The organism is Chromobacterium sp. Ag138 (genome assembly GCF_055181315.1).
In genome coordinates, this window is the sequence record NZ_JBUPWA010000001.1 from 24,207 (window position 1) to 37,111 (window position 12,905).

9 protein-coding genes and 2 riboswitches are annotated in these 12,905 nt (G+C 62.5%); of the genes, 5 read left to right on the forward strand and 4 right to left on the reverse strand.

The window, feature by feature from the left end; translation table 11 throughout:
- Nucleotides 1–54: 54 nt before the first annotated feature.
- Genes ACY3GB_RS00125 through ACY3GB_RS00140 form a run of 4 tightly spaced genes read left to right on the forward strand, consistent with a single transcriptional unit; the run spans nucleotide 55 to nucleotide 6,614 of the window.
- Nucleotides 55–1,593: a type I restriction-modification system subunit M gene (locus ACY3GB_RS00125; RefSeq protein WP_463086898.1), complete on the forward strand. Its 1,539-nt coding sequence runs from the start codon at nucleotides 55–57 to the stop codon at nucleotides 1,591–1,593.
- On the forward strand, nucleotides 1,590–2,765 hold the full coding sequence (locus ACY3GB_RS00130) for a restriction endonuclease subunit S (RefSeq protein ID WP_463086899.1): 1,176 nt from the start codon (nucleotides 1,590–1,592) through the stop codon (nucleotides 2,763–2,765). Before ACY3GB_RS00125 ends, ACY3GB_RS00130 begins: the two co-directional genes overlap by 4 nt.
- A gap of 1 nt (nucleotide 2,766) precedes the next feature.
- A complete protein-coding gene (locus ACY3GB_RS00135; protein ID WP_463086900.1) occupies nucleotides 2,767–3,162 on the forward strand; it encodes a GmrSD restriction endonuclease domain-containing protein in 396 nt (131 codons plus the stop codon).
- 56 nt (nucleotides 3,163–3,218) lie between these two features.
- On the forward strand, nucleotides 3,219–6,614 hold the full coding sequence (locus tag ACY3GB_RS00140) for a DEAD/DEAH box helicase family protein (RefSeq protein ID WP_463086901.1): 3,396 nt from the start codon (nucleotides 3,219–3,221) through the stop codon (nucleotides 6,612–6,614).
- 102 nt (nucleotides 6,615–6,716) lie between these two features.
- On the opposite strand, the gene ACY3GB_RS00145 is transcribed toward ACY3GB_RS00140, so the two are convergent.
- Nucleotides 6,717–7,334 carry a LysE family translocator gene (locus ACY3GB_RS00145; protein WP_463086902.1) on the reverse strand — a complete coding sequence of 206 codons (618 nt, stop codon included), beginning with the start codon at nucleotides 7,332–7,334 and terminating at the stop codon, nucleotides 6,717–6,719.
- 64 nt (nucleotides 7,335–7,398) lie between these two features.
- Here ACY3GB_RS00145 and ACY3GB_RS00150 point away from each other — a divergent pair, with 64 nt between their 5' ends.
- The gene (locus ACY3GB_RS00150; protein WP_463086903.1) at nucleotides 7,399–8,310 is read left to right on the forward strand and encodes a LysR family transcriptional regulator; all 912 of its coding nucleotides are present in this window, start codon (nucleotides 7,399–7,401) and stop codon (nucleotides 8,308–8,310) included.
- A 9-nt stretch (nucleotides 8,311–8,319) separates the two neighbouring features.
- On the opposite strand, the gene ACY3GB_RS00155 is transcribed toward ACY3GB_RS00150, so the two are convergent.
- From ACY3GB_RS00155 to ACY3GB_RS00165, 3 genes are all read right to left on the reverse strand, one after another.
- On the reverse strand, nucleotides 8,320–9,012 hold the full coding sequence (locus ACY3GB_RS00155) for a TIGR02117 family protein (RefSeq protein WP_463086904.1): 693 nt from the start codon (nucleotides 9,010–9,012) through the stop codon (nucleotides 8,320–8,322).
- A gap of 198 nt (nucleotides 9,013–9,210) precedes the next feature.
- The gene (locus ACY3GB_RS00160; RefSeq protein ID WP_463086905.1) at nucleotides 9,211–9,825 is read right to left on the reverse strand and encodes a trimeric intracellular cation channel family protein; all 615 of its coding nucleotides are present in this window, start codon (nucleotides 9,823–9,825) and stop codon (nucleotides 9,211–9,213) included.
- A gap of 151 nt (nucleotides 9,826–9,976) precedes the next feature.
- A riboswitch (glycine riboswitch) is annotated at nucleotides 9,977–10,074 on the reverse strand.
- A 4-nt stretch (nucleotides 10,075–10,078) separates the two neighbouring features.
- Nucleotides 10,079–10,164: riboswitch (glycine riboswitch) on the reverse strand.
- A gap of 65 nt (nucleotides 10,165–10,229) precedes the next feature.
- Nucleotides 10,230–12,812, reverse strand: a complete 2,583-nt coding sequence (locus ACY3GB_RS00165) for a DUF3141 domain-containing protein (protein WP_463086906.1) — start codon at nucleotides 12,810–12,812, stop codon at nucleotides 10,230–10,232.
- Between the last annotated feature and the right edge of the window lie 93 nt (nucleotides 12,813–12,905).

A 12,905-nucleotide genomic window follows, 5' to 3' on the forward strand; every position in this document is an offset into this window, starting at 1 on the left:
TTGGGTTTTTTGTTGTCGCGCGCGCCTGGCGCGGCGGCCAATCGGGATTGAGACATGTTGACCGGTGAAATTCGCAGTCAAATCGACAGCATCTGGAACGCTTTTTGGTCCGGCGGGATTTCCAACCCGCTGGAAGTGATGGAACAGATTACCTATCTGCTGTTCATCCGCCGCCTGGATGAGAACCACACCCGCGCCGAGAGCGAGGCCATGCTGCTGAGCAGGCCGATGAAGCGCCGCGTGTTTCCGGAAGGCAGGGATGACAAGGGCCGCGACTACAACGACCTGCGTTGGTCGCGCTTCAAGCACTTTGCGCCGGCGGACATGTTTACCGTGGTGGGCGAACATGTGTTCCCTTTCCTGCGCTCCATGGGTAGCGACGATAGCACCTACGCCACGCACATGAAGGATGCCCGCTTCACCGTGCCATCCGCTGGCTTGCTGGCAAAGGTAGTAGACCAGCTTGACCTCGTCCCGATGGATGACCGCGACACCAAGGGCGACATTTACGAATACATGCTGGGCAAGATTGCCGCCGCCGGCCAGAACGGCCAGTTCCGTACGCCGCGCCACATCATCAAGCTGATGGTGGAGCTGACCCGGCCCACGCCGCAAGACACCATTTGCGACCCGGCCAGCGGCTCCTGCGGCTTCCTGGTGGCGGCGTCGGAATACCTGACGCAGAACCACCCCGGCCTGTTCAGCGAGCTGCAAAGCCGCCTGCACTTCCACAACGGCATGTTCCACGGCTACGACTTCGACAACACCATGCTGCGCATCGGCAGCATGAACATGATGCTGCACGGCGTGGACAACCCGGACATCCGCTACAAGGACTCGCTGGCGCAAGACCACAGCGGCGACGAGGAAGCCTATTCGCTGATTCTGGCCAACCCGCCGTTCGCCGGCAGCCTGGACTACGAAAACACCGCCAAGGACCTGCTCAGCATCGTCAAAACCAAGAAGACCGAGCTGCTGTTCCTAGCCCTGTTCCTGCGCCTGTTGAAGCCGGGCGGCCGCGCCGCGGTGATTGTGCCGGACGGCGTGCTGTTCGGTTCTTCCAAGGCGCACAAGGCCTTGCGCCAGATGCTGGTGGAAGAGCAGAAGCTGGATGGCGTTATTTCGCTGCCGGCCGGCGCATTCAAGCCTTATGCCGGCGTGTCCACCGCCATTCTGCTGTTCACCAAAACCAACTCCGGCGGCACCGACCACGTCTGGTTCTACGACATGCAGGCCGACGGCTGGAGCCTGGACGACAAGCGCCAGCCGCTGCTGGACGAAGCGCTGCTCGGCCCCTTGCCGCAGCGCGCGCTCGATGAAGCCGAACACGGCAAGAACAATCTGCCGGACTGCCTGGCGCGCTGGAACGCGCGCGACGAAGCGGAGCGCGCCAACCCCCGCACCGCGCAAAGTTTCTGCGTACCCAAGGCCGACATCGCCGCCCAGGGCTACGACCTGAGCATCAACCGCTACAAGGAAGTGGTGCACGAGGCCGTGGAGCATGAGCACCCGCTGGACATCCTGGCGCGCTTGCGCGAGCTGGAGGTCGAGATTCAGCAGGGGATGGTAGAGTTGGAGGGGATGTTGAAGTGAGCTCCATTCCCATGATTCCGCTTGAAGAGCTTATGGCGACTAGATTAGGGAGCGTTGACCCTTCGAAATTCGCCGATGAGACGTTTGAGCTTTACAGCATCCCTGCATACGACAGCCGCAACCCGGAAGTGGTCACTGGCGAGGAAATTGGCTCTACGAAGCAACTCGTTCAATCGCGAGATGTGCTGCTGTCGAAAATCGTTCCTCACATTCGACGTTCTTGGATTGTCGGCCCTACGAACGACCATCGACAGATAGCTTCTGGTGAATGGATTGTGTTCCGCAGCGACCAGGCAGCACCGGAGTACCTGCGACACGTTTTGCTGGGTGATGACTTTCATGCTCAGTTCATGCAGACCGTATCCGGTGTCGGTGGGTCTCTGCTGCGAGCCAGACCAGCGCAAGTCGCGAAGATTCGAATCCCCCACCCCCCTCTCCCCGAACAACGCCGCATCGCCGCCATTCTCGACAAAGCCGACGCGTTGCGCGCCAAGCGCCGCGAGGCTCTGGCCCAGCTTGACCGCCTTACGCAGTCTATCTTTGTGGAGATGTTTGGTGAGGGCTCCATTGGCTACACCTCTTGGCCTGAGGTAAGCCTTGGGGATGTTGCCGACATGATTACAGGCTATCCGTTTCGCAGCGAAGAGTACGTTGAAAACTCCCGCAACTCGATAAAGCTATGCCGAGGAGCAAATGTCTTACCAAATCGCTTGGACTGGAGCGATACGGTGTATTGGCCTTTGGATAAATTAAGTGGGCTAGAGGGTTTTTCATTGAAGGCTGGTGACATTGTGATTGCGATGGACCGTCCTTGGATTTCTGAAGGGTTCAAGATTTCTATCGTTCCTGAACGAGACATTCCTGCCTTATTGGTGCAGCGAGTTGCCAGATTGAGGGGAAAAGATGGCGTTGAGAATTCTTACCTCTATGCACTGCTTAGGCAACCTGAATTTACAAGGCACTGCAAACCAACCGAAACGACTGTCCCTCATATTTCGCCAAAGGACATTCGAACCTTTCAGTTCAGATTACCGCCAGCCGAGTATCGCCAAAAATTTGGCGTATTGTCCGGCAAGGTCTCTGCAAAGATAAGCTCTCATATGACCACCCTTGCTGAGTCCGAGTGTCTTTTTGCATCCCTCCAACACCGCGCCTTCCGGGGAGAGCTCTGAGATGCAGCAGCAAAACATTCCCATCGGCACCTTGGTGGACATGTACAAGCGCGGCGAACTGCGCCTGCCGGAAATCCAGCGCCATTATGTGTGGCGGGCGACGCGGGTGCGCGACCTGCTGGATTCGCTGTATCGCGGCTACCCCAGCGGCTCCATCCTGATGTGGGAGTGCGTAGGGCGGAAGCCCCGCCATGCGGGGCGTTCCGCCGCCTCTCGCCTCAAGCTTCGGCCACGCCGCGCCGCTTCCACTTCCCCGGCTGACCCGAGCGCCATCCGGTGCCTTCCCATCAGCCGTACCTGGCTGAGCGTAAACGCGCACGCCCGGCGGAACGCCCCGCTGCGCGGGGCTTCCGCCCTACACGGACGGGCATGCGATGGGTATAATGCTTTTCCATAATCCATCCCGAAGTTCTGGCGCGCCGCCGGAGCGTCCGGCCCTTGTGGAAACGCCAGATGAGCAATTTCAGCTTTTTGCAGGCCGAATGGCCGTCCTTGCATGAATCCGCGCTGCGCGCCGAACAGGCGGCGCACAGCGACCCGCGCGCCGCCTGCTTTTATGCCCGCCGCAGCCTGGAACTGGCCGTGGCCTGGCTCTACGCCTACGACAAATCCTTCAAGCAGCCTTATCAGGACACCCTCAGCGCCTTTATCCACGAGCCGACCTTCCGCAACGGCGTGGGCGAGGCGCTGTTTGCCAAGGCGAGGCTGATAAAAGACCTGGGTAATCTGGCGGTGCACGGCAACAAGAAGATGCAGCACAGCGACGCGCTCAATGCCGTGCGCGAGCTGTTCCACTTCTGTTTCTGGCTGGCGCGCAGCTATGCCCGCCGCCAGCGCCCGGAGCCGGGGCTGAGCTTCAACCCGGCCGCCATCCCGCAAGCGTCGGCCGCGCCGGCGCTGAGCCAGAGCCAGCTGCGCCAGCTGGAGGGCGAGCTGGCGCAGCAAAATGCCGCGCTGGCCTTGCTGCGCGACGAAAAAGCGAATCTGGACGCCGAGCTACAGCAGCTGCGCGCCGAGCTGGCGGCGGCCAAGCAGGCCAACGCGGCGGTGCCGGATACCCATGATTACTCGGAACAGCAAACCCGCAGCGCCTATATCGACCTGCTGCTGCGCGAGGCCGGCTGGGAGCTCAAGCCGGCGCGCAATTTCGAGGTGGAAGTGCAGGGCATGCCCAATAGCCAGGGCGTGGGCTATGTCGATTACGTGCTGTGGGGCGACGACGGCAAGCCGCTGATGTTGGTGGAAGCCAAGCGCACCAATCGCAGCCCGGCCGAAGGCCAGCAGCAGGCCAAGCTGTACGCCGATTGCCTGGAAAAACAATACGGCCAACGGCCGGTGATTTGCTATTCCAACGGCTACGAGCACTGGATGTGGGACGACCTGCATTACCCGCCGCGCGAGGTGCAAGGCTTTTACAAGAAGGCGGAGCTGGAGCTGCTGGTGCTGCGCCGCGCCAACCGCAAGCCGCTGGACACCGCGCTGATTAACGACAAGATTGCCGGCCGCTACTATCAAACCCGCGCCATCCGCCGCGTGGGCGAGGCGTTTGAACGCGACCATCAGCGCAAGTCCTTGCTGGTGATGGCCACCGGCGCCGGCAAGACCCGCACCGTCATTGCCCTGGCGGACATGCTGATGCGCAGCAACTGGGTGAAGCGCGTGCTGTTCCTGGCCGACCGCGTGGCGCTGGTGAACCAGGCGGTGAATGCCTTCAAGTCCCATCTGCCGGACGCCGCGCCGGTTAATCTGGTGACCGACAAAGCCGCCGAGGGCCGGGTGTTCGTGTCTACCTATCCCACCATGATGGGCTTGATAGACGAGGCGCAGGACGGCCAGCGCCGCTTTGGCGTAGGGCATTTCGACCTCATCGTCATCGACGAGGCTCACCGCTCGGTGTACCAGAAGTATCGCGCCATTTTCGATTACTTCGACTGCCTGCTGGTGGGCCTGACCGCCACGCCCAAGGATGACGTAGACAAGAACACCTACGGCCTGTTCGACCTGGAAAGCGGTGTGCCAACCGACGCCTACAGCCTGGACGAGGCGATTGCCGACGGCCACTTGGTGAAGCCGGAACCCATCAGTGTGCCGCTGAAGTTCCAGCGCGAAGGCATACGCTACGACGACTTGTCCGACGAAGAAAAGGAAGAGTGGGAAAGCCTGGATTGGAACGACGAAGGCACGGTGCCGGACGAGGTGAACTCCGCCGAAGTGAACCAGTGGCTGTTCAACCAGGACACCGTGGACAAGGTGCTGGAAGTATTGATGACGCGCGGCCAGCGCGTGGCCGGCGGCGACCGGCTGGGCAAGACCATCATCTTCGCCAAGAACAACGACCATGCGGACTTCATCGCCAAGCGTTTTGACGCCAACTACCCGCAATACAAAGGCCATTTCGCCCGGGTGGTGACGTACAAGACCGAGTACGCCCAGAGCCTCATCGAGGACTTTTCCAGCAAGGACAAGATGCCGCATATCGCCATCTCGGTGGATATGCTGGATACCGGCATCGACGTGCCAGAAGTGGTCAATCTGGTGTTCTTCAAGGTGGTGCGCTCCAAGACCAAGTTCTGGCAGATGGTGGGGCGCGGCACGCGGCTGTGTCTGGACCTGTTTGGCCCCGGCGAGGACAAGCGCGACTTTTTCATCTTTGATTTCTGCGGCAATTTGGAATTCTTCTCGCAAAACCCGGACTTCAAGGAAGGCGCGGGCGGTGAGCCGCTGAGCACGCGTTTGTTCAAGGCCAGGCTGGAGTTGATTGGCGAATTGGACAAAGCGCTGAAGGCTGGCGAGCCGGATGCGCCTTATGGCGAAGAACTGACGGCGGCGGCCGTGCGCGCAGGCTTCGCGGCAGCCTTGCATGAGCGCGTGGCGCTGATGAATCTGGATAATTTCGTCGTCCGCCCGCAGCGCCGTTACGTGGAAAAATACGCCGCGGCAGAAGCCTGGGAGGTGCTGAGCCAAGAGGCGCGCGCCGAGCTGGCCGACAAGGTGGCGAATCTGCCATCTGCGCAGGAAGACAACGACGAAGACGCCAAGCGCTTCGACATGCTGGCATTGCGCGCCCAGTTGGCCATTCTGCAGGCGGCGCCGGAGTTTGCCAGCCTGCGCGAAAAAATCCAGACCATAGCCCAGGAGCTGGAGGGGCAGATGGCGATACCCGCCATCAAGGCGGAAATCGTGCTGATTCAGGCCGTGGCCAGCGACGACTGGTGGCAGGACGTGACCGTACCCATGCTGGAACAGGCCCGCCGCAAGCTGCGCGCGCTGGTGAAGCTGTTGCCCAAGGGCAAAAAAAAGGTGGTTTACACCAACTTTGAAGACGAGCTGGGCGAACTCTCCACCATCGAGCTGCCGCAGGTGACGGCTGGCCTGAATATGGCCAAGTTCAAGGATAAGGCCAGAGCCTTCTTGCGCGAACATGAGCACCATCTGGCTTTGCAGCGCCTGCGCCGCAACCAGGCGCTGACGCCAGCCGACCTGGCGGAGCTGGAAGGCATGCTGCGGCAGGCGGGCGGCTCGCCGCAGCTGATTGACGAAGCCAAGGCCAAGAGCCATGGTCTGGGCATTTTCATCCGCTCACTGGTGGGTCTGGACCGCGAGACCGCCATGCAGGCCTTTGACGAATTTCTCAAGGCGTCTTCTTCCACTGCCACGGCCAGCCAGATCGAGTTCATCCAGCTGATTGTCCGCGAGTTGACCGAAAACGGCGTGATGGAGCCCAGCCGCTTGTTCGAATCGCCATTCACCCATGTGAGTGCCAGCGGCCCCTTGGCTTTGTTTCCGCATGCCACTCTCCAGCGCATCATCGCCGTGCTGGACGATATCAAGCGCAAAGCGGCGGGGTAAGCGGGCGCGGGCAGTGTTTCCTAAGTTTTTCCGCTTGCGGATCCATGGCTTGACCGGTATCGCCAACTCCAGCGATGCCAGTTTCCAATAGGCGCGCTCAAACTACTGCGGCATGCCCATCAGCGCCAGCGCCGCGCCGAAACCAATCAACAGAGCGCCGAAGGCGCGATCAATCCAATGCCGCTTGGCCAACAGCCGGGCTCGCACTCGCTCGGCTGAAAAGCATTGCGCGACCAGCGCGAACCAGATTGCGTGGATGATGGCGATGCATGCTCCGTACGCCATTTGTCTGGAGGGCGGCGTGCCTGCGCTGACGATTTGCATGAACAGACTGACGACGAAGATGGACGTCTTGGGGTTCAGGGCGTTGGTGAGAAAGCCGGTGCGCAGCGCCGCCAATGCGGAAAACGAAGAGGCGGCCGATGATTCCGTGGCGTTTGAGGGGCGCGCGCGCAGCATTTTCATGCCCAGCCAGAGGAGATAGGCGGCGCCCAGCAGTTTGAGGAAGCCGAACAGCCAGGGCGACTGATGGAGCAATACGCCGATGCCGACCAGGGTGTAGGCGACATGAACCAGCACGCCTAGGCTGATTCCCAGCGCGGTGAGCCGGCCCGCCTGTCGGGACAACAGTGCGCTATTGCGCGTGACCATGGCGAAGTCCGGTCCTGGACTGATCACGGCTAAAATGCTGATTGTGATTACAGCTAACCATTCAGTCATGGCTTATGATTCCTTTCTGGATAATGTTGCCAATCATATCGATAGTCATGGTTGAAAAATAACGATGAATTCTGACGAATATGGTGAGTTCAGCTCACAGATAAAGCGGGATCGCCTGCCATCACTGATGGCCTTGCGTTGCTTTGAGGCGGCGGCGCGCAGCGAGAGCTTCACGCGCGCGGCTCAGGAACTGTGCCTGACGCATGGCGCGGTCAGCAGGGCCGTGCGTGTGCTGGAGGAGGACTTGGGGACGGCCTTGTTTCATCGGCGCAGCCGCAGGGTATTTCTGACAGATGCGGGGCGAAGCCTGGCATTGGCGGTTCGCGAGGGCTTGGATGTGATGGGGCGGGCGGTGAGGGAAATTCGAGCCGGCTCGGAAAAGGAAAAGCTGTGGACCTTGTCTTGCGAGCCGACGCTGTTGATGCGTTGGCTGATTCCCCGCTGGCCCGATTTTCAGTCCAGCTATCCGGATGCCAAGGTGCGCTTGGCTGCTGGCGGCGGCCCGTTCGCATTTGGTGACGGAATCGATTTGGCGATCCGGCGGGATGACTTTCCATGGGGGGAAGGCTGGCATGCCGAGCCGCTGTTCGAGGAAAGAGTGGGCCCGGTTTGCCATCCGGATCGAACGTGCGCCTGGTTTGCAGCAGACGGTTTAAAGGTGGATGCGCCCATATTGCATGCGCGAACCCGGCCCGCGGGCTGGGCGGAGTGGTCGGCCAGCGCCCATTGCGAGCCGTCCGTCGGAGAGGGGCAGTGGTTCGAGCATTTTTATTTCAGTCTGCAGGCGGCGGTAGCGGGACTGGGGGTGGCGATCGGTCCCTGGCACTTGGTCAGGGATGATCTGGAGAGTGGACTGCTGGCTGCGCCGCTGGGTTTCGTCGGCGATGGTTCGCGTTATGTGCTGCTGTCGCCGGAGCCGTTCAAGCCAGGCGGTTTCGCCGCGGATATGCTGGCTTGGCTGCGGGGCATGGCTTGAGAATTCCTTTCATTTCTCCAACTGCCAAAACAAGGGCTGGACGAAAGGGGACCACAGCGCGGTGCGCACGCCGGCCTCGGCCAGCGCGTCGCGCGTCCATTGGTTGCAGGTGACGATGGGGTTGTAACGGCCTCGGGCGGCGTAGAAGGCGTCGTTGTCGCCGTAGTGGTGTCCGGTTTCCTGCAAGGCCCGGCCGTGGGCGTTGAGCGGCGCGCTTTGGCGGATGAAGTCCGCCAGCCGGAGGTATTGTTCCGGGCTGATCAGGATGCGCCGGGTGTCCTTGCCTTCCTTGGGCTGGGGCAGGTATTCCACGTGCAGCACGCTTTGGTCGAACGCCAGCGCGGCCAATGCCTTGCCGGCGCTCAGGTCTTCCCAGTTTTGTATGGTCAGGAAGAATACTTTGCTGCCCCAGCCGATGGAGATGTAGGGCGAGCGCGCGTACAGATCGGGGCGGCGGACGTGTGCCGGAGGAAAGGCGGTAGTCCAGTCCATCGCTTCGGTCTTGACCGGCATGATCAGGCTGGTGTGCACGCCATTGCTGTCCAGATAGATGGGGATGCCGTCCGCGGGCGGGGTCCAGCCGCGGTTGCTTGGCAGCAGGCCCAGCGCCAGCGCGGCGAGCAGATAGCAGATCAAGAGCGCGCAGATGGCCAGCGGCAGACGCAGGATAAGGCGGCGAAAGGCGGGGCCGGAAATGTGCATGGTGATGTCGATTTGTCCGGGGCGGGATATCAGGGGCTTCTTATTTACATTGGGTGAATGGCATGTGTCAAATATCCATTGTCATTTGCGCGCGGTTATGGGGCTTAGGGCAAGACAGGTCCAGAGCCTGCGGCGCCGCGGCGCGGATGCCCGGGATGCGAAACACCCCGCCTGGGCGGGGTGTTTGATTAGGATGGCTCAGTGGTGATCGTGCCGGTAGGCGAACACCGGCAGCTGCCATTCGCGCCACAGCGCGACCAGGCGCAGCGCCAGGCCGAAGGCGAAGCTGGCGATCACGTTCCAGTCGTGGGGCATGGCCAGATGGTTCAGGCCCAGGTACAGGATGGCCACCAGCAGCGACACGCTGGCGTACAGCTCGCGACGGAACACGATGGGCACGCGGTTGCACAGCACGTCGCGCAGGATGCCGCCGGCGATGCCGGTGATCATGCCGGCCATCACGACGATGACCGGGTGGTAGCCCATGCCCAGCGCCACGTCGCAGCCTATGATGGTGAACGCTACCAGGCCCAGCGCGTCCAGGATCAGGAACAAGCGGTTCAGGTGGCGCATGTAGCGGGCGACCAGAACCGCTGCCAGGCCGCCGGCCACCACCAGCAGCACGTATTCCGGATGCTGGGTCCAGCCTATCGGATAGCGGCCCAGCACGATGTCGCGCACGGTGCCGCCGCCCAGCGCGGTGAGAAAGGCGATGACGGCTACGCCGAAAATGTCCATGTGGCGGCGGCCGGCCGCCAGCGCGCCGGTCATCGCTTCCGCGGTGATGGCGATCAGGTAGATCAGGGTCAGCATGATGAAATCTTATGGGGGTGGAACGATGGAATGCCCGCCGGCGCGACGGCGCGCGGATGGCGGAAAACGGAAATGAGGCGCGAGAGGCTCGCGCCGAGGCATGGATGAGCGGACAAGGCAAACTCCTGGACGGTTTCCGGGTTGGGTAACAGCCTCTCCCCTTGTCCTTTTACCTGAGAGTTGCGCGGCCTTTGGCCGCTTGCCCCTTCGGTGGGCCGCGCGCGGCGGCCTCTCTCCAATCGGCTTGAATCGATACTGCGCTGCGGTACGTTTGCCTGAGCGATTATGGGAGCTTGCGTCTTCGGCGGGGGCATGGCCCCTCTCTCCCGCAGAGCTGGAATATTAGCTTTCGCTATTGCAATAGTCAATGCGGGAACCGAGTCGCCCCGGTTCCCGCGCATGGCTTACGCCTTGCCTCGCTTGCCGGGCGCGGAAGCGGCTGGCGCCTGGCCGTTGGCTTTGCCCGCAGGCTTTCTCGCGACGCTTGTCCACGCGGCAGGTTTGGCTATTGGCTTGATTTCGTCCGACGTTGGCTTCGGCGCCGCGGGCTTGGCGGTTTTCCCAGGGGTTTTGGCTGCCGGCGAGGGTTTTGCTGTGGCCGGTTTGCCTGCTGCCGGCTTGACGGTTTTCGCCGATGGTTTGGCAACGGGCACCGGCTTCGCCGGGGCGGGTTTGCTTGTCGCTGCCTTTGCAGAAACGGCTTTGCCGGCGACAGGTTTGGCCGCGGGGGGATAAACGGCGAGTGCGGCCTCGGCAGGGACCGGCGCATCGGCCGCAGTCTCCGCTTCCGTCCTGATTGGGGAAGATGCGGCGCGGATCGCGGCGGCGGTGTCGAGTTCCAGCGTCTTGGCCACTTGGTCCAGCCGCGCCTGGTGCTCGGCCGGGATGGGGCCGTTCAGCGCCAGCAGATCGCGGGCCAACAGCCAGGCTTGATGGCGGCGGCGGGCATCCGGCAGCAGCAGGGGCAGGCCGCGCAGCGCGCGCGGCGCGTCCAGCCGCACCAGCGCCACCTGGTGGCGGACGATGTCCTTCAACTGCATCAGCGTCAGCGGATACTCGTGGCGCACGTCGCGCATCACCCGGCGGATGGCGTTGAAGGGCCGTTCGTCCACCACGCCTATGCCGATGCTGACGTAGAGCAGCAGCCGCACAAAGCCGTCGGCCAGGGTGCCTTGTTCGAAGCTGGGATCGAGCGCTTCCCGTTTCAGGCGGGCCAGTTCGCGGCTTTCCCAGGTCAGCGCCTGGCTGCGCGGCTCGCCGGCCGGCGCGACGCCGACCAGGGTGGCCAGCTGCGGCGATTCGTAGATCGCGCGGAACAGTTGCTCCTGGGCGGCGTCGCGCAGGTCGCGGTAATGGTCGAGCGACTGGACGATGAAGCCGGACACCTGCTCCTGCCACAGCCACAGCGGATTGTCGGCCGCTACCGGCCGGCGCTGCTCGCGCACCTTGTCGGCCAGCTCCGGCAGCCACCACAGCCATGGGTTTTTCGGCGATATCAGCGTCCGCTCCAACCGCGCGGGGTGCAGCTCGCGCAGCAGGCGGGCGCTGGCTTCGTTGCTGGCGGCGCGCAGCGCGGGAGAGACGTAGCGGTCGTACAGGCCCTGGTTGATCTCGGATACCCGTTTCACCACTTCGAAGGCGCGCTCGTCGTCGCGGCCGTCGTCCAGCGCCAGGATGTCGGAGACGTCGCGGGCTTCGAAGCGGATGATGTAGCGGCCCTCGATGTACTCCTGGCCTGGCGCGTCCGGCGCGATGTCCTCGATGACGGCCTCGTACAGCCCAGGCGCCAGCACGTCGATCAGATCCAGCGCGCTGGCGAATTCGCTGTGCTCCTTGTTGGCGACGCCGGCGGAGACGAATATGCCGAGGTGGCCCACCTTGTTGTGCAGGCAGTAGACGATGGTCTGTTCATTGTTGCGGATGTCCTCCGCGTTGTCGTACAGATCGGCGATCCAGTTCAGCGCCTGTTGCGGCGGGGTGATGTTGTCGCCCCAGGACGCGAACACCATGATGGGCGAGCGGATGTTGCGCATGTCCACCCGGGCCTTGCCGTCATGGCTGGTAATCTTGCCGTGAACCAGCTCGTTGCCGACGAACAGCTTTTGGGTGATCCACTCCATTTCCGCCTTGTTCAGCAGGTAATGGCCGCCCCACCAGCGCTCGAAGTCCAGATAGCGCTGCGGCTCGGTGTCGATCTTGGCGTACAGGTTGTAGGACTTCTTCCACAGGGTGTTGGCCGGGTCCAGCTTTTCGAAGTTCTCGACCAGGTGGGCGCCGTCGAAATGGCCGTTGCCCAAGTCGCCGGCCAGCGACGCGGTCCAGGTGCCGCCGTTCAGGCCGCCGGCATAGCGCATCGGATTCTTGCCGCGCACGCCGGCCCAGTACGACAGCGGCGAGCCGGCCAGCAGGATGGGGCCGACCAGCTCCGGCGCCACCGACGCCAGCATCGCCAATGCCCAGCCGCCCTGGCAGTTGCCGATCACGAAGGGCTTGCCGTCGCTGTCCGGGTGCAGCTCGTTGACGCGCTTGAGGAAGTGTCCTTCGGCCTTGGCCACGCTTTCTATGGTCTGGCCCGGCACCGGCTGGGGGAAGAACATCACGAAATAGCAGGGATGGCCTTGCTGCAGCGCGATGCCGATCTCGCTGTCCATCTTGAAGCCGCCGATGCCCGGCCCATGGCCGGCGCGGGGGTCGATGACGACGAAGGGGCGCTTGGCCGGGTCGGTGGGCGGGCAGTTGGACGGCGGCTGGATCGCCGCCAGCGCGTAGTTGGCCGGATCGGGCAGCTCGCGGGCATCCATGATGATCCGGTAGTCGAAAACCAGCACCGGCGGCTTGCCGCTTTCGCAATGTTCCAGGTAGGCTTCGCCGCGGCGGTACAGCGTGTCCCAATACAGGATGCCGCGCTGGCAGGCGTCCAGCCAGTAATCAAACAACGGTTGAGGGAACGGGAACTTCCCGCCTTGAACTGCAGCAGTTGACCACATTGCAACCCCTTGTTCTTGAACGGTAGGAAAAGACGCGACGGCTCATCGCGAGCCATGGCCGTCACTGTACTCGTTATCTGCTGCGATGCAATA